General features: G+C 73.9%; 13 protein-coding genes. 6 read left to right on the forward strand and 7 right to left on the reverse strand.

Annotated elements, in window-relative coordinates:
- Positions 1 to 25: 25 nt before the first annotated feature.
- Positions 26 to 1,162 (reverse strand): FHA domain-containing protein, encoded by a 1,137-nt coding sequence (locus tag OG520_RS25035; RefSeq protein ID WP_406014664.1) that lies wholly within the window; start codon positions 1,160 to 1,162, stop codon positions 26 to 28.
- Between the two features lie 45 nt (positions 1,163 to 1,207).
- Here OG520_RS25035 and OG520_RS25040 point away from each other — a divergent pair, with 45 nt between their 5' ends.
- Positions 1,208 to 1,729 carry a hypothetical protein gene (locus OG520_RS25040; RefSeq protein ID WP_399332046.1) on the forward strand — a complete coding sequence of 174 codons (522 nt, stop codon included), beginning with the start codon at positions 1,208 to 1,210 and terminating at the stop codon, positions 1,727 to 1,729.
- A 970-nt stretch (positions 1,730 to 2,699) separates the two neighbouring features.
- Here the strand turns inward: OG520_RS25040 and OG520_RS25045 are convergent.
- Positions 2,700 to 4,136 carry a hypothetical protein gene (locus OG520_RS25045; RefSeq protein WP_406014665.1) on the reverse strand — a complete coding sequence of 479 codons (1,437 nt, stop codon included), beginning with the start codon at positions 4,134 to 4,136 and terminating at the stop codon, positions 2,700 to 2,702.
- A gap of 46 nt (positions 4,137 to 4,182) precedes the next feature.
- Here OG520_RS25045 and OG520_RS25050 point away from each other — a divergent pair, with 46 nt between their 5' ends.
- Together OG520_RS25050 and OG520_RS25055 are read left to right on the forward strand one after the other, a co-directional pair.
- Positions 4,183 to 5,733 carry a hypothetical protein gene (locus OG520_RS25050; RefSeq protein WP_406014666.1) on the forward strand — a complete coding sequence of 517 codons (1,551 nt, stop codon included), beginning with the start codon at positions 4,183 to 4,185 and terminating at the stop codon, positions 5,731 to 5,733.
- A gap of 6 nt (positions 5,734 to 5,739) precedes the next feature.
- Complete coding sequence (locus tag OG520_RS25055) at positions 5,740 to 6,351, forward strand: hypothetical protein (RefSeq protein ID WP_406014667.1); 612 nt, start codon at positions 5,740 to 5,742, stop codon at positions 6,349 to 6,351.
- Here OG520_RS25055 and OG520_RS25060 read toward each other — a convergent pair.
- The 4 genes from OG520_RS25060 to OG520_RS25075 all read right to left on the reverse strand — a co-directional run bounded on the left by OG520_RS25060 (position 6,332) and on the right by OG520_RS25075 (position 11,003).
- Entirely contained in the window at positions 6,332 to 8,146 is a 1,815-nt protein-coding gene (locus tag OG520_RS25060) for a serine/threonine-protein kinase (RefSeq protein ID WP_406014668.1), read from the reverse strand. The two genes, OG520_RS25055 and OG520_RS25060, sit on opposite strands and share 20 nt — an antisense overlap.
- A gap of 52 nt (positions 8,147 to 8,198) precedes the next feature.
- Entirely contained in the window at positions 8,199 to 9,218 is a 1,020-nt protein-coding gene (locus OG520_RS25065) for a serine/threonine-protein kinase (protein WP_406014669.1), read from the reverse strand.
- A 71-nt stretch (positions 9,219 to 9,289) separates the two neighbouring features.
- A complete protein-coding gene (locus tag OG520_RS25070) occupies positions 9,290 to 10,156 on the reverse strand; it encodes an ABC transporter ATP-binding protein (protein WP_406014670.1) in 867 nt (288 codons plus the stop codon).
- Positions 10,062 to 11,003 (reverse strand): ABC transporter permease, encoded by a 942-nt coding sequence (locus OG520_RS25075; RefSeq protein ID WP_406014671.1) that lies wholly within the window; start codon positions 11,001 to 11,003, stop codon positions 10,062 to 10,064. Before OG520_RS25075 ends, OG520_RS25070 begins: the two co-directional genes overlap by 95 nt.
- A 128-nt stretch (positions 11,004 to 11,131) precedes the next feature.
- Between OG520_RS25075 and OG520_RS25080 the strand changes: the two genes are divergently transcribed.
- Positions 11,132 to 11,737: a TetR/AcrR family transcriptional regulator gene (locus OG520_RS25080; RefSeq protein ID WP_399332034.1), complete on the forward strand. Its 606-nt coding sequence runs from the start codon at positions 11,132 to 11,134 to the stop codon at positions 11,735 to 11,737.
- Positions 11,738 to 11,743: 6 nt separating this feature from the next.
- Here OG520_RS25080 and OG520_RS25085 read toward each other — a convergent pair whose 3' ends face one another.
- Complete coding sequence (locus OG520_RS25085; RefSeq protein WP_406014672.1) at positions 11,744 to 15,268, reverse strand: CDP-glycerol glycerophosphotransferase family protein; 3,525 nt, start codon at positions 15,266 to 15,268, stop codon at positions 11,744 to 11,746.
- A 100-nt stretch (positions 15,269 to 15,368) separates the two neighbouring features.
- On the opposite strand from OG520_RS25085, the gene OG520_RS25090 reads away from it, so the two are divergent.
- Together OG520_RS25090 and OG520_RS25095 are read left to right on the forward strand one after the other, a co-directional pair.
- Positions 15,369 to 17,507, forward strand: a complete 2,139-nt coding sequence (locus OG520_RS25090) for a CDP-glycerol glycerophosphotransferase family protein (RefSeq protein WP_406014673.1) — start codon at positions 15,369 to 15,371, stop codon at positions 17,505 to 17,507.
- 42 nt (positions 17,508 to 17,549) lie between these two features.
- The gene (locus OG520_RS25095) at positions 17,550 to 21,098 is read left to right on the forward strand and encodes a CDP-glycerol glycerophosphotransferase family protein (RefSeq protein WP_406014674.1); all 3,549 of its coding nucleotides are present in this window, start codon (positions 17,550 to 17,552) and stop codon (positions 21,096 to 21,098) included.
- Positions 21,099 to 21,194 lie beyond the last annotated feature (96 nt).

A 21,194-nucleotide genomic window follows, 5' to 3' on the forward strand; every position in this document is an offset into this window, starting at 1 on the left:
GCCGTGAGGTGCGCGGCCCCCGGCGTCAGTACAGGCGGGTTTCGCCCGCCGCGTCCGGCGGGGGCGGTTGGCGGCGTTGCCATTCCTGGGCCAGCTCGGTCGGGAAGCGGCGGCCGCTGCGGGCCAGGACCACGCCCTCGACCAGTTCGAGTTCGTCTCCGCCGTGGTACTGCCGCTCGGCCGCGCCGAGCTCCTTCCACGGGCCCGGCCCCGATTTCCCGGCGGTCGAGCGCCACCGGGTGCCGTAGGTGCTGTGGTCGCGTACGTGGACGATGCCGCCGGTCACCCGCAGCTCGACATGGGCGCGGCTGAGGCCGGCGGTGCGGCGCTCCGGGATCAGGCCGTGCAGGGCTATGCCGCCCTCGCCGGGCGCCCTGCCCACCTTCACGTTCGTGCCGTCCTCCAGGGTGAACCGGGCCTTCACGTCGCCCTCCACCAGGAGCTTCAGCTGGACGGTCGCGGTGCGTGGGCCGTCGTCGACCAGCGGGGTGCCGTGGCTCTGGCAGTGGGGTACGCCCCTGAGGACGCGCGGCAGCAGGGCGGCGCTGCCCTTGCGGGTGTCGTAGAGCGTGCAACGGCGGTCCTCGCAGCGCCAGTTGCGGCTGACCATGTCGAAGCGAGGGCTGCGGTGCGGGCCCAGCAGCCCCATCTTCTTCAGCACGTCCTCCTCCATCTTCCTGGAGATGTCCAGCGCGCTGGCCACCCCCATGTCGACGGGGACCAGCCGGACCGTGCCGCCGCGGGCCGGGACCGGCTCCAGGAAGTCGTCCGTATTGCCCTGGAGCCAGGGGTGCGACTCGCGATGGCCGCGGAAACGGTCGCCGGTGATGACGGGGATGCCGGTGTACGCGCACAGTTCGAGCAGGCGGTCGTCGGCGTCCGGCAGCTCCTCGACCAGGCCGCGGTCCACCCAGCGGCCGAGCAGCCGGATGTCGGCGGGATCGGTGAACTCCCGCCGTCCGCCGAGCCGCAGGCCGGCATCGGCGACCAGATACAGCGTGACGTCCGGATCCCGGGCGAGCTCCTCGGCGGCCTCCACGAGGAGCCGCAGCCGGCGCAGCGAGCGCGCACCGGGTTCGCCCAGCGTGCGGTTGCGCACGACGTTGGACAGATCCACCAGGAAGCAGGCTGCACCGAAGTCCGTGGTGAGGTGGTTCTCCATCGGAGGTCGCCTTCCCGGTGGTCCCTGAACGGGAGCTGACGGCATGTGAAACTGCCGCGCCAGGTCAACAAGGACGGCAACCGCTGGTTCTGCCGTTCGTGCGGCTACGAGGCGGTCGAGGTCGTCGTCGAACCGCCGGTGCCCGAGGGGCTGGACGCCGGTCCGGTCCTGGTCACCGTGCAGCACGGCTACACGGTCCGGGCGACCGTCATGGTGCCGTCGCAGGGGCTGACACTGGGCCGGGCCTCGCGCAGCCGCCCCGGGACCACCGATGTCACCGAAGGGCTCGGCGCCGACCGGGCGGCCGAGATCAGCCGGGCCCATCTGCGGATCTTCCTCGACGACGACGGCAGACCGCTCGCCGAGCATCTGCCCGAGAACAACGCCTCCTTCCTCAACCCGGAGCTGGACTTCGACGGACTGCCGCGCACCGCCCGGCTGGCCGCCGGGACGCCGTACGCGCTGGAGGACGGCGACGAACTCCACCTGGGCCCCGGCACCGTACGGCTGCGCATCAGCAACGGGGCCCGGACCGGTGACGAGCCCGGAAGCGAGTACGCCAGGTGACCCCGTTCCAGCCCGGCTGGGTGCACGCCGAGCATCCCGACACCCTGGGCTCGCCCCGGCTGGCCTGGCTCCCCGAGGCCTACGGCGAGGACGGCCGCTTCCGTACCAGGCGCCTGCTCGCCGGTGCCGGCCAGGGGTACGCCGTACTCGCCGAGGACCGCTGGTCCGGCGGCGACGTGGTGATCAAGGGCATGTGGTGGTCCCAGTCGGACCTCGACGACCCGCGCAGTGTCCACGGAGCGCTGGGCGAGCAGAAGAAACAGCGCGACCAGGGGCTGCGGGCCGCCCGGCAGGCCGCACAGCTCACCCAGCAGTGCCCCGTCGTGATCAGCGTGGAGTCCCAGCCGTCCCCCTCCCTGCTCGCCGACGGCAGGCACGGCAGGCCCGGCGGGCGGCCGGGCGGCGGCATGCCGGGCGAGGTGCCGTACGAGAGCTTCGTGGTGCAGCAGTTCATCGGGCACCACGGCGGCGTCTCACGCACCCACCACGGCGGCGTCTCACGCACCCTCCAGGAGGAGATCGACGAGCGGGCCGCATCGCACCGCCGCTTCAAGCCCGATCAACTCCTCGACCTCGCCGAGCAGTTGTGCAACACCCTCGCCGCGCTCCACGCCGACCGGCACAACGGGGACGAGCACTCCAAGGGCTGGATCCACGCCGACATCAAACCGGAGAACATCCTCGTCCTCGGGCCGCCCGCCCGGTACGTGCTCATCGACTACGACGCGGCCGTCCAGATCGGCGACCGCATCCGCACCACCACGAGGGCCTACGCCCCGCCCTCCGCCGAAGGCACCGACGAACCCTCCGAACTCGCCCCGGCCTCCGAGCGGTTCGACATCTACATGCTGGGCGCCACCCTCGCCCACGCCGCCGCGCTGCGCAGGCTCACCGACCGGCAGGCGCGCGAGCTGTACGCGGAGGACTTCGACGTCAGCGCCCCGGCCCGCCGCTTCATCGCCGGTCTGCGCTACGGGCCGATCCTCACCAATGCCCTCACCACCTGCCTGTCGGCGAAGAAGTTCCGGCTGGCCACCGTCGACCGGGTCAGGACCGACCTCGCCCGCGCCCGCAGCGCCACGGCCCTGCAGGCCGCGCTCCGCACCCTGGGGGAGCACCGATGAACCAGCCGGGAGCCGCGATGACCCGCCGTACCGGAGCCAATGCCACGCTCACCGGGCTGCTCACCCGTATCCCCGGCCGCTCCGGCCGCACCTGGGAGCCGCACACCGTCCAGCTGCGCCCCGGCCATCTGCGCTCCTCGGCCGGCGCGGCCGTCCGGGCCACCCGGCTCGTGAAGGACGAGGACGCCGACGTGTACGGCGCGCTGCGGGTCTTCCCGAACCGCAAGCAACGCGGCAGGACCGCGGCCCTCCTCGCGGCCGGCAGCCCCGTCACCCCCGCCCTCCTGGACATCGTCGACCATCCGGGGCTGCCGCCCGCCCTCGTCACCGCCTGGTCGCCCGGCGCCTCCTCCGTACCGCTGCACGCGCTGCGCGAGCGCGACGACCTCGACACCATGCTCGCCGCCGGGCACCGCTGGACCCCCGCCGAGGCGCTGCACACCCTCGTTCCGCTGGTCCGTGCCCTGGACGACATGGCGCACGCCGGATTCACCCCGCTGGAACTCTCCCCGGACCATCTCGTCCTCAACTCCGGCTCCCTCGCCCTCGTCGGCCTCGGCCGGCACGGCTACGTACCGACCGAGGGCCGGATGCCGGGTCCGCAGGGCATGTCGCTGCCCAGTGCGCTGCTGCTCGGCGAGGACCTGCCGCCCGCCTCCGCCGCCGGCCGGGACACCGCGGTGCGCTGGCGGGAGGTGCAGCTGCGCGCCCTGACCCGGCTGGCCGGCTGGATGGCCTGCGGACTGCCGCCCGCCGCCTGGGGCCCGGTGCACGGCCCCGCCGACCTCGGCGGCTATCTGTCGGCCGCCGGATTCCAGCGGGTGCCCGCGCTGCGCCCCGGACAGCTCGCCGACACCCTGGCCCGCGCCGCCCGGCACGAGGAGGAGGCCCGCGCCCTGCGCGACTTCGCCGAGGCCGAGGCGCTGCTCGTGTACGACGACGCCGCCCAGGGCTCCGGCGGCGGCGACCGGCTCGACATCAACCCCGAGGTGCTGCGCCTGGGCCTGCTGCACGACCACGGGCCCAAGGTGATCGCGCTGGCCGCGTTCGAGCAGCGGCGCCTGGGCACCCGCACCGCCACCCTGCTCTCCGGCGCGGGCTGGGTGCTGCTGAACCCGAAGGACTTCGCCGCCCAGGTCTGCCGGGCCGCCGCCGCGCCCCGGGCCCGGCTCGTCGTCGCGGGCCGGATCGGCGGCGAGGACCTGCGGCGGATCGAGGCGGTGCGCGGCGGGCGCGCCCCAGCGCGTCGACCCGGACGACCTCGCGGGCGCCGTACCGCGCATCGCGGGCCGCCCCGCCGACCAGCTGCCCTACCTCACCGACCGGGACATGGACGCCTACTCCGCCGAACTCCTCGGCGGCGTCGGCGGCCAGGCGATGCGGCGGCGGACCTTCGCGGCGGGCTGGACCCTGGCGCTGGGCGGCGCCGACCAGATGCCGCCCCGCCAGCGCGGCAAGCTCCTGGACCAGATGACCGACTGCTTCGGCACCAACACCGAACTGCTCGTCGCGGTGCGCGCCCGGCAGAACGCCCCCGGCATGCGCAAGCAGAACCGGCTGCTCGACGAGGCCCGGATGCGGCGCCTGGTCGCCGCCCTGTCGGGCGTCCCCGGCTCCGTCTTCCGCGACTGCCTGATGTCCGCGCTGCTGGGCCCCGCCGCCGAGGACCTCTACGACGAGGCCGCCCGCCGGCTGCTCCCCGTCGCCACCCGGCTCGCGACGGTCTTCGACCCGGACCGTCCGGTCGCCGCCGGGGCGCTGCCGATGGAGGACGCCCTGCGCGAGCGCCCCGGCATCCGCCGGGTCGGTCTCTACGGGCGGCTGTGCACCGCCGTCACCGGGGTCGACCCCGCCAGGCTCGCCGCGGCCGTCGCCTCGATGGACGACACCCTCGTCGCGGTGCTCTCCGAGATCCCGGCGCCCAGCCTCCAGTTCCTCGCCGGACGGCTGGAGGACCCCGAGCTGCTCGAACTGCTCGGCCCGCACCTCCAGGGCGACGACCTCGACCTTCTCAGCCGCTACACCCCGCAGATGTGGCGGATGCTCCTCGACGGGCTGCGGCAGCCCGAACACCTCGGCGCCCTCGGCCTCGGCTGGGTCCAGATCGCGGTCCAGGACCCGGCGGGCACCGTCGACGCCCGGGTGCTGCTGCGGATCGCCGCCGACGCGGAGGTCCCGGGACCCGACGCGGTACGCGCCCTCCTCGGCACCGGACCCGAACACTGGGCCACCGTCTGCGCGCACCCGCTGCTCGCCGCCCGCTGGCTCGCCGAACAGGGCGACCTCGACATCGCCGAGATCGTCGCCGCCTTCCCCGACCCGGCGGACGCCCTCGCCGAACTCGGCACCGAGGGGCTGCGGCACGCCCATGAACTCGGCCTGGACCAACGGGCGATGAGCATCCTCGGCGGATACGCGGAAGGGCTGCGGCGCCCGCTCGACGAGGTGCTCGTCGCCTTCCAGGAGCGGGGCTACGAGAGCGAGCAGGCGGGCCCGTTCGCCACCGCGGCGGCCGTCGAGTGGTCGCGGCGGCAACTCGGCCGGGGCAAGGCGCTGGGCTGGATCGTCGGCAATGTGGTGGAGCGCCCCGGCAAGATCCGCGACTGGGCGGTGGACGGCACGGGGCTGGGGCGCCGGGTCACCGAGGCGGTGCTCGGCGCGCCCGGGACGGCCGCGCCCGTGCTGGAGTCTCTGCTGGCCACCCCCGCCCTGCTGCCCCTGCTCGCCGGCCTCGGCAGCCCGCGGCAGCGCGCCGCGCTCCTCGACCTGTACGCCGCGGAGCCCGAGGCCGTACTCGACCCGCGGGCCCGTCGCGAACTCCCGATGATCCTCGCCGCCCCGGACCCGGGCGACGCCCTGCGGACCCTCCTGCGCGAGTGACTCGGGGTGATCGCCCAGCAGTTCGCCGACCGGCTGCGGCTCAGCCCCGAACAGCGCCGCACCCTCGCCGGGCTCGCCCCGCTCACCGGGGTGCTGGCGCCGCCCTCGCTGGAGGCCGTGCTGACCGTCGGCGTCCGGTTCGGGCCGCGCGTCGCCGTCACCGCGGGCGTCGTCGAACAACGGCTGCCGGGCGCCGCCGACGCCCTCACCGTCTGGGGCCCGCGCTGGCTGCCGCTGCTGGCGGGCCCGGCGGGGGAGCGGGTGCTGCGGCTGCTGGTGGAGCAGCGGGAGCGGCACGGCGGGCAGAGCGGCCGGCTCACCCCGTGGCTGCTCGCGGCGGGCGAGGACGGGCTCGCACTGGTGGAGCGCTTCGGCTCGGACGCGCTCGACCTGGTCCTCGCCACCGACGCACCGCCCGCCGACGCCCGGCTGCTCGGCGAACTGCTGATGCTGCCCGGCCCCTCTCCCGTACTCCACCGGATGATCACCGCTCACGGGCTGCCCGCCGCCACCTGGTCGCGGGCGGCGGCGCTGCTGGCGGCGGGGGAGTCGCGGGAGCGGGTGCTGCTGCGGCTGTGGAGCCGCAGTGGCGGTGTGCCTACTGCTGCCACAGGGTGAGTTCGGTGAAGTAGTCCGGCAGATCGTTGGTGGCGCGCTTCACCACCTTGGTGATCTTCAGCATGGCGAGATTGCCGTCGGACGTCACCGTGCAGAGCCGGGTGCCCACCGGCAGGGTCTGGCCGCGCTGGAGTTCCTTCTCCCTGATCTCGGACGGCAGCACGTCGGACTGCGAGCCCTGGAGGCACTGCTCGGGGGTCGCTCCGGTGCTCTTGCCCATCGGCGTGCGGAATTGCCACTTGCCGCCCGACACCTCGCTCAGCTCCAGCTCGTCGTCGCTGTCGGTGAATTCGCCGGGGCCCGAGATCCGTGGTTCGTCGAGATCGACTCCGATGACACTCGGCTCGGCGGGTGCCCGCAGCGCGAACGGCCGGTCCTTGAAGATCACCTTGTAGCTGCTCTGCTGCGCGGGCGGTCCGGACGAGGTGGAGTCCGATGCCTTCGGATCGGGGCCCGGATTCGAGGGCCGGTCGCTGTGTTTGTCGTCGGCGTTCGTGGTGTCGCTGCCCTTGTCGTTGCTGCGGGTGGCGATCACCCACGTCCCCGCGACCAGCAGCAGCGCGACCCCGGCGGCCGCCGCGACCCGCACCGGCCCCCGGGACTTCGGGGCGGGTGCGGTCGCCGGTGCCGGGCCGGGCACCGGCGGCGGCACGGTGGGGTAGCCGGGCTGCGGCGGGGCCTGGGTGGGCGGCTGGTGCGACAGGGTGTGCGTGGGCGGCTGGTGCGGCACGGTCGTCGCGAATCCGGTCTGCGCGCCCGGCGGCACCGGGTCGGCGGGGGCGGTGGCGCCGGTCGGCGACGGGCCCGTGCCCGGCGGGTACGTGGGTGCCGCCGCCGGGTCCGCCGGCCGCGGGGGCAGCTGCGCGGCCTGCTCGCGGCGGGCGATCTCCGCGGCGAGCGGCTCCGGCAGCCAGTCGGCCGATTCGCTCAGCGGCCGGCCGGCCGACTGCTCGCACAGGGCGGCGAGTTCGGTGGTGCCGATGCGTGCTCGCGGATCCGCGGCCAGGCAGCGTTCCAGCAGCGGGCGCAGCTCCTGCGGATAGCCGTCGAGCCGGGGCGGCCGGTGCTCGGTGTTGGCGATCTGGGCGGCGACGGTCATCGCCCCGCCCGTTCCGTACGGATGACGGCCGGTCGCCGCGAGCGCCGCGATCAGACCGAGCGAGAAGACGTCGGTGGCCGGTCCGACCTGCTCCCCGAGCGCGTGCTCGGGCGACATGAACTGCGGGGTTCCGATCAGCCCGCCGCTGCGGGTGAGCTGGGTGGCGTCGGCGGCGCGGGCGATCCCGAAGTCGATGACGTACGGGCCGCTCGCCCCGAGCAGGATGTTGCCGGGCTTCAGATCGCGGTGGACGACCCCGGCCGCGTGGATGGCGGTGAGCGCCAGTGCCGTACAGCCGATGAGCCGGAAGACCGTGGGCAGCGGCAGCGGCCCGTGGTCCGTCAGCGCCGCATGCAGCGACATGCCGGGCACGAACGCCGAGGCGAGCCAGGGCTGTTGACCGGAGGTGTCGTGGTCGACCACCGGCACCAGGTGGTAGCCCTGCACCCGGCGGGCTGCCTGCACCTCCTGCTCGAACCGGCGGCGGAACTCGGGATCGTCGCCGAATTCGCGACGGATCAGCTTCAGCGCGACGGCCTGGCCGCCGCGGGTGTGCGAGAGGTAGACGGTCCCCATGCCGCCCTCGCCGATGCGGGCGAGCAGCCGGTATCCGGCGGCCTCGCGCGGATCGTCCGGTCCCAGAGGTGTGAGTATGTCGCCCGTGCCGGTACTGATGGGAGCCTCCCCCGCTCGCATGACCGAAATCTGACCGGATGGAGCCTACGGCAGGTGGCGGGCCGTCAATTCATCATTCGGGGCCGGACGTTCGGCGCAACCGATGGGGCCGGTCGGCGGCCGACGGGTCGCGCACGGTCGGCACATGGGTGGGGGTGTACGAGGACGGGCGGGGCCGCGTCGCCGCCTCGATCCGGGCCACGGCCGACGCCACCGGGTCCGGCAGCCAGCCGGTGAAGTTCCGCAGCCCCGGTCCGCCGTCCCCGCCGAGCGCCTGCTCGCACAGCTCGGCGACCTCGCGGGCGGCGGGGCGCTCCTCGGGCCGGGCGGACAGGCAGCTCCGGAGCAACTGCCGCAGCGGCTGCGGGTGATGGTCCAGGCGAGGGGGTTCGCGGTCGGTGCCCGCGATCCGGGCGGCGACGGCGAGGCCATGGCCCCGGCCGTAAGGATGCTGCCCGGTGGCGGCCTCGGCGGCCAGCAGCCCGAGCGCGAACACATCGGACGCGGGGGTGAGCCTTCTGCCCAGCGCGTGCTCGGGCGACATGTTCTTCGGGCTGCCGATCAGCCGCCCCGCCGTGGTGAGGGTCCGGGTGCCGGCCGCCCGTGCGATCCCGAAGTCGAGCAGCCAGGGGCCGCTCGCGGCGAGCAGCAGATTGCCGGGCTTGATGTCGCGGTGGATGACCCCGGCGGTGTGGACGGCGTCCAGCGCGCGGGCGAGAGCGCCGGTCAGCCGGAGTACCGCGGCCGTCGGCAGCGGTCCGTGCGCACCGAGGACGGCGTCCAGCGGCAGGCCGGGGACGTAGTGGGTGGCGAGCCAGGGCCGCGGCCCCTCGGTGTCGTGGTCGACGACGGGCACCAGGTGGTACCCGGAGACCCGGCGGGCCGCGGCCACCTCACGGGCGAACCGCACCCGGAACTCCGCGTCCTGCGCGTACTCCCGGCGGATCACCTTCAGGGCCACGGGCTGGCCGCCCCGGGTGTGCGAGAGATAGACGGTGCCCATCCCGCCCTCGCCCACCCGGGCCCGCAGGGCGTAGCCGGAGATCTCCCGCGGATCGTCCGCCCGCAGCGGTCCCGGTACGCCGTCCTGCATGTGCCCCCCTGAGCGGTTCGAACGCAACCCCGTGGTGCGGCAGGGGAGTTTATCGCCCCGGCCGCCGCGCCCTACTTCCTGCCGGAGGTGAACTTCTCGTACGCCGCCACGACCTCGTCCGCCGGACCGTCCATCCGCAGCGTTCCCGCCTCCAGCCAGATCGCCCGGTCGCAGGTCTCGGTGATCGACTTGTTGCTGTGGCTGACCAGGAAGACCGTGCCGGCCTCCTTGCGCAGTTCGATGATCCGTTCCTTGCTGCGCCGCTGGAACCTGGCGTCGCCGGTGGACAGCGCCTCGTCGATCAGGAGGACGTCGTGGCTCTTGGCGGCCGCGATCGAGAAGCGCAGCCGGGCGCCCATGCCGGAGGAGTACGTGCGCATCGGCAGGGTGATGAAGTCACCCTTCTCGTTGATGCCGGAGAAGTCGACGATCCCCTCGTAGCGCTCGCGGATCTGGGCGCGCGTCATGCCCATCGCGAGGCCGCCGAGCACCACGTTGCGCTCGCCGGTCAGATCGCTCATCAGCGCGGCGTTCACCCCGAGCAGCGAGGGCTGGCCCTGGGTGTGCACCCGGCCCTTCGTGGCGGGCAGCAGACCGGCGATGGCCTTGAGCAGGGTCGACTTTCCCGAGCCGTTGGAGCCGATCAGGCCGATGGCCTCGCCCTTGTACGCCGCGAAGCTCACCCCCTTCACGGCGTGCACCTCGCGCACCCCGGGGGCCTGCCGGCGCGAGGCGATCCGGCTCAGCGCCGAGGTGGCGCTGCCCTTTCCGGTGCGGGCGCCGTTGACCTTGTACGTGATGTGGACGTCGTCCACGACGACGGTCGGTACCCGCTCGTTGTTGTCAGCCACGTCCGTACCGCTCCTCCGCCTGCCAGAAGTACACGAATCCGCCGACCCCGCAGACCAGCGCCCAGCCCGCGGCGATGGCCCACACATGCGGCGGGAGGTGGGACGCGCCGAAGCTGTCGATGAGCGCGAACCGCATCAGATCGATGAAGACGGCGGCCGGATTGCACTCCAGCATCACCATCACGTAGTGCGGAACCCGGTCGCCCTTGAGCATCGTGTCCACGCTCCACATGACCCCGGACGCGTACATCCAGGTGCGCAGGATGAACGGCATCAGCTGGGCGATGTCCGGCGTCCGGGCGGCCAGCCGGGCCACCACCATGGAGACACCGGTGTTGAACACGGACTGCAGGAGCAGCGCCGGGACGGCCAGCAGCCAGGACGGCTTGGGGAACTGCCCGAACCCCACCAGGATCAGCACCAGCGCGCCCAGCGAGAACAGCAGCTGCTGGAGCTGCTGCAGGGCCAGGGCGATCGGCAGCGAGGCGCGCGGGAAGTGCAGCGCCCGGACGAGCCCCAGATTGCCGCTGATCGCACGGGTGCCCGCGGTGATCGAGCTGCTGGTGAAGGTCCAGATGAAGACGCCGGTGACGAGGAACGGCACGAAGTCCTCGACGTTGCGCTTGGTGTTCATCAGGACGCCGAAGATGAAGTAGTAGACCGTCGCGTTCAGCAGCGGCGTCATGATCTGCCAGATCTGGCCGAGCTTCGCCTGGCTGTACTGGGCGGTCAGCTTGGCGGTGGCGAACGCCGTGATGAAGTGCCGGCGTCCCCACAGCTGCCGGATGTACGCCACCAGCGAGGGCCGGACCCCGCTCATCGTCAGTCCGTGCCGGGCGGCGAGCGCGGCGAGCTCGCCCGGCGCGTACACCGGGAAGGGCGCACCGGCAGGGGTGTCGGCCGGGGCCGCTGGGGTTGCTGTCTGGCTCACCACGATCGCTTTCGACGGGAGGGCAGGAACGCGAAGACCGACGGAACGGGACCGTATCGTCGCAACGCCGAGGGTAGGACGCATCCACGTCGCAACGCAACCGTTTCGTCGTTACGGACTATGATTCGGCCATGACCACCGACCCGGGAACCCGCCGCCGTGTCCCCGCCGGAGCCGCCGTGCTGCGCGAGGACGTCACCGATGCGATTCGTGGCGCCGTCTTCGAGGAGCTGGCCGCGGTGGGCTTCGCCCGGATGTCGATGGAGGGGATCGCGCGGCGCGCGGGCGTCGGCAAGACCGCCGTGTACCGCCGCTGGAAGTCCAAGCTGGCCCTGGTCCTCGACCTGGTGTCCGCCGTCGCGGTCCAGGGCATGCCGGCTCCGGCCACCGGTTCGCTGTACGGGGACGTCCGGGCCGTGCTCGAACTCGCCTCCTACGCCCTGCGCCACCCCGTCGCCTCGCAGGTCATCCCGGACCTCTTGGTCGAGTCGGCCCGCAACCCGGAGATCTCCGACACGATCAAGGCCGCCCTGCTGGACCCGCAGCAGGGCATCGCCGCCGTGGTCGTACGGGACGCCGTGGCCCGCGGCGAGCTGCCGGAGGGAAGCGACCCGGACCGGGCGCTGGACCTGATCGTCGGCCCGCTCTACTGGCGGCTCGCCGTCGTCCGCGCCCCGCTGCCCAAGGGCTACCTCGACGACCTGGCGGCGTCGGCCGTCGCCGCCCTCAAGAGCTGAGAGGCTCTACCCCTCGGCCAGCAGCCGGTCCGCGACCCGGGCGGCCGCCCCGCCGTCGTCCAGGTCGCAGAAGTCCCGGCGGAAGCTCTCGTACGCCGCCGCGTGCTGCGCCGACGAGGCGTCCAGGGTGCCCGTGTCCCGCAGACACACCGCGATCTCGTCCGCGTCGGCGAACAGCGGGCCCGGCGCCCGGGTCTCGAAGTCCAGGCAGAAACCGCGCACCGTGTCGCGGTAGTGCTCCAGGTCGTAGGTGTGGAAGAGCATCGGGCGGCCCGTGTGCGCGAAGTCGAACATCAGGCCCGCGTAGTCCGTGACCAGTACATCGGCGATCAGCAGCAGCTCCGCGGTGTCCGGGTGCGCCGACACGTCGCGTACGCCCGGCCGCTGCGGCACGCTCCCGGTCACCCGGGGATGGCGGCGCACCAGCACCGTGTGGACGTCACCGATGGACCGCGCCAGTGCGGCCGGGTCCAGCGCCGGGTCCCAGCGGTAGCGGGGCCGCTCGTCGGTGCCGGAGGGGTGGGCCAGCTGGTCGCGGTAGGTCGGCGCGTACAGCACGACCCGGCGGCCGTCCGGGATGCCGAGCCTGTGCCGTACCCGCTCCGCGGTCTTGGCGCGGTCGGCCGAGAAGAGCAGATCGTTGGCGGGGGAGCCCGCCTCCAGGACCTCGCCCCGGTACCCGAGCGCGCGCCGCAGCAGCGGGGTGGAGTGGCTGCTGGGGGAGACCAGGACGGACCACTGGGCCGAGCGGTGCGCCAGCGTGGCGAGCTGCTGGTGGTCGGCGTACAGGGTGCCGTCCAGATCCGTGCCGAAGCGGCCGAGCGGGGTGCCGTGCCAGGTCTGCACGACGGTCTGGCCGGGGCGGCGCTCGAACCACTCGGGCAGCTGCTCGGCGGTGACGATGCGGCGGGACCGCGCCAGCGCCTCGTACCAGGCGGCGCTGTGCTCGACGACCGGGACGGTGGTGGACGGGACGTGTCCATGGACTCCGTCGGTGACCCAGAGGTGCTCCGACTCCACCCCCCGGCGCAGGAGTTCGGCGTGGACGGCGCGCGGCGAGTCGCCGCCCGTGTAGAGGACCGCGTCCCGCAGCGGCATCGCGCGCCGGGCCGGATAGTGCGTGGCGCGCAGTTCGGCCCGGCGGTACGCGCCGCGTTCGGCGGGCGCGAGCACCGGTCCGGCCAGTACGGTCAGCCGGTCGCCGGACCGGCGGTCCAGGGCGAACTCCCGGCCGGGCACGGGGGCCGCGGCGACCGGGACGCTCCGGCGAAGCGGCAGCCGGGCGGCGAGCGAGGTCAGCACCCGGACCGGCCGGCCGCCCAGATAGGCGTCCCAGCGGCCCTCGTGCAGCCCGGCCGCCACCGACGGCGCCAGGAACGCGGAGAAGCGGCACCCCCCGCCGCCCCCTTCGCGGGCCTCGCCGCGCGCGCCCCGCGCGCGCCGTTCGTCGTGGGTGACGGGCACCGACACCGTCTCGCGCAGCGTCTCGTGCCGCAGGACGAGACGGTCCGGGCCCTTGTCCTGCGGTACGCCCGTACCGGCGCCGGTCACCCCCTCCACCCGCAGCGCACCGTCCGGCGTCCACACGGCCCCGTCCACGAACGGCTGCCCGCTCAGGTCCAGCACCAGCTCGCCCGCCGCATCGGCCACGACCGGCGGAGCCGACTCCCCGGCCGCCGCGAGCGGTACCCGGGACCCGTCGGCCATGACCAGCCGCGCCTGCCACCGCCCGCCGGGCTCCGGCTCGACCTCGCGCGGCGCCCGGTGCGGCGCCGGTGGCGCGGCCGCCATCCCGGCGAGATCGGCGAGCGGGATCCGTACCGTGAAGCGGCCGTCCGGTCGGCACTCGACGGGGTGGCCGAACTCCTGGTCCGCCACCCCTTCGCAGGTCAGCACCAGGGCCTTCGGCCGGGCACCCCCGTACAGCCGGCCGGTCAGCTCCAGGTCCTCGCCGAAGCGGTGGGTCTCGCAGCGGGCGGGCAGCTGCGCCAGGGTCAGCCGGAGCCGCCCGCCCCGGTAGTCGAGCACCGCCCGCCGTCCGTCGCCCAGGTCGTGGACGAGCGGCTGGACGGCCCCCGCCTCCACGGCGCGCACCGCCACCCGGCGGACCGTGCCCTGGGCGGCCACCATCATGCCCACCAGCCAGCCGCCGGGCCGCAGCCGGCGCGGGTCGAGGGTCATCTCGAAGCCGGAATGGTCGTAACCGTGCACCTGCTGGCCGGAGTCGACGGTCGCCTCGGGCGCGGGCACACCGCGTACCGGCACCGTCCGCACCTGCTGTCCGCCGGCCGCCCGCACCATGCCCACCTTCAGCGAGTGACGCGGCGTCGCGGCCGGCAGATTGCGGATGTAGGCGTAACCACGCAGCCGCAGCTTCCCGTCGTCGCTCCACCGCGCCTCCAGCAGCCGTGCCACGGCCGGGAGATCGGCACGGGCCAGGCGGGTGGTGTCCGGGATGCCGGGGAATCCCGCCTGCCGCCGCCCCGGCACGCCGCCGACCGTGAACGTCCCGGCGCCGTTGGCCCGTTCGAAGGCAAGCACCTCCAGCAGCTCCGGAAGCCGACGCTCCTTCACCAGCCGCCACTTGATCCGCAGCTCCGCAGGCAGCTCGTGGGCCACGGCCCGGTCCGCGCGGCTTGCCCCGTCCATCCGCTCCATCCGGTCCAGGAACGCCCCGGCGTCCGCCATGAACGCCTCCCGGTACCCCGGCCCGCCCAGGGCGAGCCCCTCCAGGAAGTACACGAAGTCGTCGCGCAGGCACGAGAGGTCGTAGCGGCGCCGCGCACCGCCGTTCGCCACTCCGCCCCGGCCCGCGAGGAACGCGCTGACCTGCTCGCACGCCGCGATCCGGTCCCGTACGCCGGTCACGTCCGTACGGCGCCGGGTGATCGAACCCTCCCGCATCCGCCAGTAGTAGACGTGCTCGTGCAGCACGTCCACCGAGCCGGCGAGGTAGTGCGCCGGGATCATCACCGGGGTGTCCTCGTAGAGCTTCCCCTCCGGGAAGGTGAAGGCGTGCCGGTCCCAGAAGGAGCGCCGGAACACCTTGTTCCAGGCGACCCGGTCGGCGAGCAGCCGCGGATCGCGGCTGATGTGGGTGCGCGCCCGGGTGCCGGTCAGCCACCGGTACTGCCAGGCCTGCTGGCGACCCTGTTCGTTCAGCCGCCACACATTGCCGGTCGCGAGGTCGGAGCCGGTCGACTCCAGTGAGGCCAGCATCCGCGCGTAGGCGTCGTGGACGACGATGTCGTCGCTGTCGACGAACGCCAGGTACGGCACGTCCGGCGTGGTGTGCCGCACCCCCGTGTTGCGGGCCGCGCTCAGCCCGCCGTTGGGGCGGCGCACGAAGCGGAAGCGGCGGTCGCGGGCGGCGAAGTCCTCGGCGATGGCCGTACTGCTGTCCGTCGAGCCGTCGTCCACGAGGACCACCTCGATGTCGGTGACCGACTGCTCGGCCACCGAGTGCAGGCAGTCCTCCAGATAGTCCTCGACGTTGTGGACCGGGACGACGACACTGAGGCGCGGCTTCATGCCCGGTCAACCGGGGCGGACGCCCCGGGTCACCGGGACTGCCCCGAACGGGTGAACACGGGTTCGGCGCAGGGTGACGGCGCGATTACCCTCGGCTGCCATGCTTCTCAGTGTTGTCGTGCCCGTCCACCGGGTGCAGGGCTATCTCCGGGCGACCTGCGAGTCCGTGCTCGGCCAGGTTTCCGGTGAGCCGGAGCTGCTCGTCGTGGACGACGGGTCCCGGGACGGCAGCGCGCGGATCGCCGCCGAGTTCGCGCGGCGCGACCCCCGGGTCAGGGTGATCACCCTTCCCGAGCACCTCGGCGCGGGCCCGGCCCGCAACGCCGGGGCGGCCGCGGCGCGCGGACGGTATCTGCTCTTCCTGGACGGCGACGAGCTGCTGCGACCGGGCGCGCTGGCGGCGATCACCGGTCGGCTGACCGCGAGCGATCCGGACGTCCTCCTCCTCGGACACGACCGTATCGACTGGTGGGGCGAGGTCCCGGCCCCGCGGCCGACGGGGTCCGGCCCCGCGGCCGACGGCCTCTCCACCGCCGTCCCGAGGCTCTTCCGCCGCGCCTTCTGGACCGGGCACGGGCTCCGCTTCACCGAGGGCCCCTACGCGGACGTGCTCCCCGTCCACCGGGCCACCCTCCTCGCCGCCGACGCCGGCACGCTCGACACCCTCGACCGGGTCTGCGTCCGCCACCGGGTCCGTCGCTCCGGCACCCCCGCCACCACGCCGGGCCGCCACCACTTCGCGATCCTGGACGCATACCGGCGGCTGCTCGCCGAGACCGGCGACGACCCCCGGATCCGGGCGGCGCGCACCCGCCATCTGCTCGCCGTCCTCGACGACCCCGGCCGGATCGCCCCCGGCGACCGCGCCGCCTTCCACCGCGCCGCCGAACTCCCCGGCAGCTACACCGCCCACCGCGTCCGGGAAGCCGCCGACGCCGCCCGAAGCCGCACCCGGGCCGCTCTGGTCCGCGGCAGGAGGACGCTCCGGGCCGGCCTCACCCGCGCCGTCTACCGCACCGACCTGCTGCGCCCGCTGGACCCGAACCTCGCGGTGTACGGCGCCTACTGGAACCGCGGGGCCGCCTGCAACCCGGCCGCGATCCACGCCAAGGCCCTCGAACTCGCCCCGCACGTCCAGGGCGTCTGGGCGGTCTCCTCCCGGCACCGCGACCGCCTGCCGTCCGGCACCCCGTACGTCATCGAGGGGTCCCTCGCCTACTGGCGGGTCATGGCCACCGCCACGTACCTGATCAACAACTCCAGCTTCCCCGGCGGCTTCACCAAGCGCCCCGGCCAGTGCTACCTCCAGACCCACCACGGCACCCCGCTGAAGACCATGGGCCTGGACCAGCGCGGCTACCCGGCCCTCACCAACGGCATCAGTTTCGAGAAGATCGTCGCCCACGCCGACCAGTGGGACTTCTCCCTCTCCGCCAACCCCCACAGCACCGAGATCTGGGACCGGGTCTACCCCGCCGGGTACGAGCATCTGAACCTCGGCTACCCGCGCAACGACATCTTCTTCACCGCCACCCCGGAGCGGACCGCCGCGATCCGGCGGGAACTCTCCCTCGACCCGGACCGGACCGTGCTGCTGTACGCGCCCACCCACCGCGACTACCGCAAGGGCTTCGTCCCCCAGCTCGACCTGGAACGCCTGGGCCGCGAACTCGGCCCGCAGTACGTGGTGCTGGTCCGCGCCCACTACTTCTACGGCGGCTCGGCCCGGCCGGCCGGAGCCCGGGTGGTGGATGTGACGGAACATCCCTCCGTCGAGGAACTCTGCCTGGTCTCCGACGCGTTGATCACCGACTACTCGTCGCTGATGTTCGACTACGCCTGCCTGGACCGTCCGATCATCAGCCACGCCCCGGACTGGGCCGCCTACCGGGCCTCGCGCGGCACCTACTTCGACCTGCTCTCGGGACGCCCCGGCGACACCCCGGGCGCCGTCGCCACCACGGAGGACGAGCTGCTGGAGCTGTTCAGGACCGGCGAGTGGCGCTCGGCGCGGACGGCCCGGCTGCGCGCGGCGTTCCGGGAGCGCTTCTGCCCGTACGACGACGGGCGCGCGGCCGAGCGCGTGGTGCGCCGGCTGTTCCTGGGCGAGACGGAGATCCCGATCGGGACGGGGTTCCCGGGCGACGCGGAGCGGGGCCGGACGGCAACCGGGGCGCAGTCGATGTCACCCGTTCGGGAGAGACCGCGACCGGTGACCCCCGGCCCGTCACGGGGTTGAGCCATACGGCCAACCAGGCCCCGATGAACGGACGTGCTCAACATGTCGCCACGGCTCAGTGTCGTCGTACCCGTCCACAACGTCGAGCTCTACCTGACGGACTGCCTGAAGTCCCTCGCGGAGCAGACCATGGCCGACCTGGAGGTGGTGATGGTCGACGACGGGTCCACCGACGACAGCGCGGCCCTGGCCGCCGAGTTCGCCGAACAGGACGGCAGGTTCCGGCTGGTGAGCCAGGAGAACGGCGGGCTCGGCCACGCCCGCAACACCGGGGTCCGCAACTGCGACCCGGGCGCCCGCCATCTGGCCTTCGTCGACAGCGACGACGTGCTCCCGCCCCGCGCGTACGAACTCCTCGCCGGCGCCCTGGACGAGACCGGCTCGGACCTCGCGTCCGGCAATGTGCTGCGGCTGCGGACCGGCGGCCGGCTCCAGCAGTCGCCCAACTTCCGCAAGCCCATGGCGACCACCCGGCTGCGCACCCACATCTCCCGGGACTGGGACCTGGCCGCCGACCGGATCGCCTGCAACAAGGTCTTCCGCCGGTCCTTCTGGGACGAGCACGCCTTCGCCTTCCCGGTCGGCGCTCTCTACGAGGACATCCCGGTCGTCCTGCCCGCCCACTTCCTGGCCCGCTCCGTCGACGTGCTGAAGGACGCCGTCTACCACTGGCGCGACCGGCCGGGCTCGATCACCACCCGCCGCGCCGTCGTCCGCGGCGTCCAGGACCGGGTCTCGCACGTGCTGGGCGTCTCCGCCTTCCTCGACGAGCACCGCAGCGCCGACGACAAACGTCGGTACGAGTCGCATGTGCTCGCCAACGACCTCTGGTACTTCATGGAGGCGCTGCCCGACGGCGACGAGGAGTACCGGCGCGCCTTCGGCACGTACGCCAACGAGTTCACCGACCAGGTCGACCCGGCCGTCCTCGACGCGCTGCCGCTGCGGCTGCGCCTGATGTGGCACCTCGTGCGCGAACGGCGGACCGACGAACTGCTGGACCTGATCGCCTTCGACAAGGCCGAGCCGGGCGCGTTCGCGGTACGGGGCGTGCGCCGCCGCAGCGCCTCCTTCCCGGCCGTCACCCGGCCCGTGCCGCGCCCGGTGCTGCGGGTGAGCGACCGGGACCTGCCGCTCACCGCCCGGCTGCGGGACGCCTACTGGCAGGGCGGCAAGCTGCACCTCAAGGGGTACGCGTACATCCGCAACCTGCCCGCCGGCTCGCGCGCCGCCGAGTTCCGGGCCGGCTGGCTGCGAGCCGGGCGCCGGCACGTGGTGCCGCTGCGGCTGCGTACGGTCGACGAGCCGGAGGCCACCGCCCGGTCCCGGCAGAGCCTGCACGACTACGACCGGTCGGGCTTCGAGACCGTCGTCGACCCGGCCAGGCTCCGCATCGACCCGCGCGGCAGCCTCGAACGGCTCACCTGGCGCCCGGAGATCGGCATCGCCGGCCACGGCATGCTGCGCCGCTCCGAGCTCTCCACGGACGAGGCGGCCGCTCCGCCTCCCGTGCACCGCCCCGACGGCGACCACCGGATCGTGCCCGCCTTCGACGGCGGCAAGCTGGTGCTGCACGCCGAGCGGATCGACGCCCGCTTCGAGACGCACCGCGCGGGCGACACCGGCGACGGAACCGCCGCCGTGGTCATCGACGGGATGATCCGCGACCGCCTCGGCAAGGGGCCGCTGCGCCTCGCGCTCACCCACCGCCCCTCCGACACCTCCTTCGACTGTCCGGTGACGGTGCACGAGGGGGCCGTGCCCTCGGCGGCGGGATGGCGGCGGTTCACCGCGGACATCCCGCTCGGCGCCTTCGCCGAAGCCCGGCCGGACACGGCACGGGGGGCGGGGCGCGCCCAGGTCCCGTACAGCCTGCACCTCGTCGGACCGGACGGGCGCCGGACGCCGGTCGACGTGCCGGGGCCGGTGCTGCCGGGCCGCTACCCGCTGGCCGGGAGCGGCGACGAACGGCGCGAACTCGGTCTCACCACCAGCTCCCGCGGCAATCTGCTGATCAGCGACCGCACGGTACAGCCCGCCGTCGACCTGGCGACCTGGACGGAGGACGGACAACTCCTCCTGGAGGGCGGCTTCCCCGGCCTCCCGGAACGGCCCGTCGAGCTGGTGGCCCGGCACAGCGGACACGGCGAGGAGGCCGTCCTCCCCCTCACCCTCTCCGGGGCCGCCGACGCCCGGCGGTTCAGGGCCGCGCTCCGGCCCGACGCCGTCGAGGGCCCCGGCGGGAAACTGCCGCTGGGCCAGGGGAACTGGTACCTCTTCCTCCGCGAGCAGGGCGCCCGGGACGAGGCGGACGACGCCCCGCTGCGCATCCCGGCCGCCCTCCACCGCACCCTGCCCGCCGCCCGCACCCTCGCCGGCCGGACGTACATCGTCGAGCGGCGCTTCCACGACCAGTTGCTGATCAACTGCGCGTCGGTGCTCACCGCCGGGGAACGCGGCCCGCGCGGCGAGCGGCTGCTGCGCGACGGGTACCGGACCCGGCGCACCGCACCGCTGCGCGACACGGTGCTGTACAGCAGCTTCGACGGCCGCCAGTACTCCGACTCGCCGCGCGCGATCCACGAGGAGGTGGTCCGGCGGGGCGCCGAGCTGGAGCATCTGTGGGTGGTGCGCGACCAGCAGGCCCGGGTCCCGGCGGGCGCCACGGCCGTCGAGCACGGCTCCGCCGCCTGGCACGAGGCGCTGGCCCGCAGCCGGTACGTCGTCACCAACACCCAGCTCCCGGAGTGGTTCGAGCGGCGCGAGGGCCAGTGCGTCGTCCAGACCTGGCACGGCACCCCGCTCAAGCGCATCGGTCTCGACCTCGCGGGCACCGCGCGGGCCAACGCCTCCTACCTCGCCACCATCGAGCAGCGCGCCCGTCAGTGGAGCTTCCTGGTCTCCCCGAACAGCTTCTCCACCCCCGTCCTGAGGCGCTCGTTCGGCTACCGGGGCGAGGTCCTGGAGTGCGGCTACCCGCGCAACGACCTGTTCCACGCCCCGGACCGGGCCAAGGTCGCCGCAGCGGTACGGGAGCGGCTCGCCGTCCCCGAGGGCAGGCGGATCGTGCTGTACGCGCCGACCTGGCGCGAGGACCAGCCGCGCGGCGGTGGCCGCTACGCCCTCGGTCTGCAACTCGACCTGGCCGCCGCCGAACGCGAACTCGGCGCGGACACCGTCCTGTTGGTGCGCCGCCACTACCTGGTGTCCGACCGTCTCCCGGACAGCGGCAGCGGCTTCGTCCGGGACGTCTCGCGCTACGGGGACGTCGGCGAACTGATGCTGATCAGCGACGCCCTGGTCACCGACTACTCCTCGCTGATGTTCGACTTCGCCCAGACCGGCCGCCCGATGCTCTTCCACACCCACGACCTGGCGCACTACCGCGACACCCTGCGCGGCTTCTGCTTCGACTTCGAGGCCCGCGCCCCCGGCCCGCTGATCCCCGGTTCCACCGGACTCGTCGAGGCACTGCGCGACCCGGAGCGGGCCACCGCGGGACACGCGCAGGCCTACAAGGCATTCCGCCGGGACTTCTGCGACCTGGACGACGGGCACGCGGCGGCGGGCGTGGTCGACCGAATGCTGTAATCCGCGCCGCCCGGCCGGTGCCGCCCCCGGCCGGGCGAAGGGACCGGAGTCACCGCGCCCTCCCTGAACCGTTCGAGTGATTCAAGGGTGCGAATG

The organism is Streptomyces sp. NBC_00984 (genome assembly GCF_045162475.1).
GTDB lineage: Bacteria > Actinomycetota > Actinomycetes > Streptomycetales > Streptomycetaceae > Streptomyces.